Raw genomic sequence first — 3,534 nt, forward strand, 5'->3', positions numbered from 1 at the left:
GAATATTGAATATGGAAATTCGATATAGATGTTTAGTATAAAATTGAATATTTATGATTATTTTCGACACTATTTACTATTAATTATGATGTGTCTATAAACAATGTGCGATGGATAAGAGCTATTTTCAAAGTCAAAGAAGTTTGTTATCTTAATATTTTTTATTAGAATACAAATTGATATGAATAGATTATTAACTTCATTACTACTAATATTGCCAATTACAGCCTGTACCTCTATGAATCAAAATCAATCAGCAGCGTCAAAGATTGGATTAGCAAATCCTGCTAGTGAGTATTGTATTGCTCAAGGTGGAAAATTGGTCGTAAAAAATGAGAGCAATGGTCAAGTGGGTTACTGCACACTACCTAATGGTACTGAATTGGAAGAATGGGCTTTATACAGAGCGAGTCAACAGGCTTGTTTACCTGAACAGGCTTCTAGCTTGGTTGGGGAAAAAGGGTTGAGTGAACAGCAAATTCAACAAATGACAAAAGCTAAAACAGTTAGATTAGTGAGCCCAAATCAACCTGTAACAATGGATTATCGCATTGATAGAGTAACTGTAACAGTTGATCCGATTACTCAAATAATTACTCAAGCAAATTGTGGTTGAAGTTCTATAATTTTGAAGCGGAGTTAGATCTAACCATAATATTAATTATATCTTTTGAGTCGTTTAATTACGTTATCCAATGTTTTAGGTCTATATTTATTATCGTGTCGATATAATTTATAGACGCTTTCGTCGATAGTGATATTAACAGCTAAGTCATTTTTAAAATCTGTATCATATTTTCTATAAAATCGACCATTGCCATGATTCAATAAGTCTTTTAAAAGAGCATAAGTATGATGTAAAAACAGTTGGTATGAGTCTATTGGTAATTTTTTCCAAGCTTCATTTTCAGCATGAAAATCAGAAACTTTCAGTCCTGCAGCTTTGGCTTTATTTATCATCCATTCAAGTGTGATATCTGATAATGGGTCTGCCTCATAGCCACCACCTACATTTGCATGTGATCCGATAAACCATCTTTGTTCTACTTCAATTTGTTCAGGTTTTTTATTGCCAGTAGGAAAAGTCCAAAGCGTTACGTCATAGGCTTCACGATTTTCATCAAGTGCCATCGCATGATAAGCACGCTGTACAATTTTCGAAAGTTCAGTATCATGCCATGTGAGTCGGTGCCTGTTGGTTCGATTCGTGCTAGGAATGCCAAGTACACCCACTGTGTCCCAAATTCCAAGAAAGTGGATATTAACCTCACGACTGTACTTATGCCTAAAGGTTTTCGCTATCGTATCCTCTGGGCTAATTTCTTTATTTCGATATAATTTTCAGCCTCGTGTAACAGCCTTTTAGTGGAAGTATGTAGTAATCCGCATTTACGAATTAAACCAGCTAGACTTCTTGCGGTGTATGCACCTCGGCTAAATCCAAAAATCCAGATTTCATCTTCTTCACAGTATCTTTTGATTAGCCATTCATAACCATCCAACAAGTTTTTAGAAAGCCCTAAACCTATGAGTCCACCAATAATCTTTTCAAATGGTTGAGTGCCTACACCAGGGTTATAGAAAAAACGCTGGTGAATCTCTCCATCATAGTCATGAAGCAAGCTCGATAGTCGATAAACATTGGTATTCTCGATGGCATCATCCCAAGTGCCATCAAAAAACAGGATGAGGCGTTTTTTCTGATGCATGGCAACAATCTTTCTTCTTTTCTATGAAAATAAAATGCTTTCATCAAGATGTATATTTCAATTTTACTTTTTTTTGTACTCAAAATAATTAAATGAAAAGTGCGGCATGCTTATTGAAAAGGGATGCTTTTGTAAGCAAATAATTGTACTTCGATGGACTTATCACATCTATTCCCTAACCAATTTTGATGCCAGTAAGAACACCGCTTGATTGAGCGTTAGAGTCAAATGTATTGTATGATTAGGATGTATTAGATAACAATAATAAGGTAGATAAAATGGTTCGTCATTATCCTAAGCCAATCATTTTCATTCATTGGTTGACTTTGTTGTTCGTTATTGCGGCTTACATAAGTAGTGGGAATCCGTTATATACTGGTGTTCAGGGCCAAATTCATGTGGTTTGTGGAATTACGATTTTTTTATTATTTTTTATACGTTTAGGTTTTATCGTCTACTATAGTAATAGACTTCCTAAAAATGAAATACTAAATAAAATTCAAGAAGTATTGTTTAAAACTGTTCGTTTCCATTTGTATCTATGCTTATTTGTTGTTCCTTTGTTTGTCTGGTTGGCATTATCGAGTTTAACTGACAGCTTTCAGCTATTTAATCAGAATGTTCCGTTATTTTCATTAGCCAAAGATTTTGATTTTTTAGGTAATATTCATCAACTGCTTGGTAATCTGTTTATCTCGCTTGTAGGATTACATGCAAGTGCGGCATTGCTACATCATTTTATTCTAAAAGATAATGTATTGAAGAGTATGCTATTTCATCGGGATAAATGATTGATATAAAATTTTGAGTGAACTTTTGTAATTTAGTATGGTTAATCATTGTAATGGTATCTTATAGCGGGTGAGTTGATAGATTGAAAATGAGTAGATCTAAATGTTCATTAGCTGAAGAATTAAATATATTAGATTAACTAAAGTATAAGATTTAATTGTTTGATTTAAAAATAAAAAATAATCTAAAAAACTATTCATTATTAAAATTACGTTAAATAAAGAGCTGATCATTATCTTAAGGTTTTTATGTTCTGCGGTTAGATGTAGACGTAAATATTGATGAATATTGTTGAAATAGTGAGTTTTTAACTGTGTAATATTTTACAAAAAGGTTACATAATGATACTTCCATTGAATATAAAACATAGTAGAATGCTCAACATTAAGTATTCTCCATTTTAACTAGTACTCTAGTTACCAGCCTGCATCTTCCCCAAGTTGCAGGTTTTTTTTATTTAAAATTTAATATGTAATATTTTATTTTTCCTCATTTGAAATTTAATACTATATGTCTAGATAAAAAGTAAATTCTTTATTTTTCATTATAAATATCACTATTATTTATATAAAATAAAGTACTGAAATTTATATGAATATATTTTTTATAATATGGAATTGGTTGTGAACTAATCGTCTAATTTATTTGCTCATCACAGCTAGATTTTCATTTCAAGGATTACTACTATGTGGGCTTATTTTTAGCTTGTGGTGCTTGGATGCTCATTCGTGTAAATGACGTGATCGTCAATACAGATTTAATTCAATATATGGAAATTAAAAGTGAACCTCCCTTTATTGTTATGATTCATTTTAATGTTGGTAGTGTAAAAAGGCTAAAATTTAAGAACCTAATTGAACAAGATCATTTTCTTGAAGATATTGGTTTAGAGCAAGCAAGTTATTGTTAAAATTAAAAAAAACCACCTTCGGTGGTTTTTTTATAACTACAGAAAAGCAGTAAATTAGAAATCCAAAAAAAGATTAGATTTTCCCTAACTCTGAAGAGATTTCTAAGACTAAGGTACTAAAGT

Annotated in this window: 5 protein-coding genes; 3 read left to right on the forward strand and 2 right to left on the reverse strand. The window is 31.6% G+C overall.

Annotated elements, in window-relative coordinates:
* Positions 1-181: 181 nt before the first annotated feature.
* Entirely contained in the window at positions 182-616 is a 435-nt protein-coding gene (locus ACWQ4X_RS19480; protein WP_457904655.1) for an I78 family peptidase inhibitor, read from the forward strand.
* A gap of 41 nt (positions 617-657) precedes the next feature.
* Here the strand turns inward: ACWQ4X_RS19480 and ACWQ4X_RS19485 are convergent, their stop codons facing one another.
* Both ACWQ4X_RS19485 and ACWQ4X_RS19490 read right to left on the reverse strand, forming a co-directional pair.
* Positions 658-1,320 carry a phospholipase effector Tle1 domain-containing protein gene (locus ACWQ4X_RS19485; protein WP_457904659.1) on the reverse strand — a complete coding sequence of 221 codons (663 nt, stop codon included), beginning with the start codon at positions 1,318-1,320 and terminating at the stop codon, positions 658-660.
* Positions 1,299-1,709 carry a phospholipase effector Tle1 domain-containing protein gene (locus ACWQ4X_RS19490; protein WP_457904656.1) on the reverse strand — a complete coding sequence of 137 codons (411 nt, stop codon included), beginning with the start codon at positions 1,707-1,709 and terminating at the stop codon, positions 1,299-1,301. The genes ACWQ4X_RS19485 and ACWQ4X_RS19490 overlap by 22 nt, the downstream gene beginning before the upstream one ends.
* A 278-nt stretch (positions 1,710-1,987) precedes the next feature.
* Here ACWQ4X_RS19490 and ACWQ4X_RS19495 point away from each other — a divergent pair, with 278 nt between their 5' ends.
* Complete coding sequence (locus ACWQ4X_RS19495; protein WP_457904657.1) at positions 1,988-2,500, forward strand: cytochrome b; 513 nt, start codon at positions 1,988-1,990, stop codon at positions 2,498-2,500.
* Between the two features lie 689 nt (positions 2,501-3,189).
* On the forward strand, positions 3,190-3,411 hold the full coding sequence (locus tag ACWQ4X_RS19500; protein WP_457904658.1) for a hypothetical protein: 222 nt from the start codon (positions 3,190-3,192) through the stop codon (positions 3,409-3,411).
* The last annotated feature ends 123 nt before the right edge of the window (positions 3,412-3,534 follow it).

Source organism: Acinetobacter sp. NigerLNRRAM0016 (genome assembly GCF_054112845.1).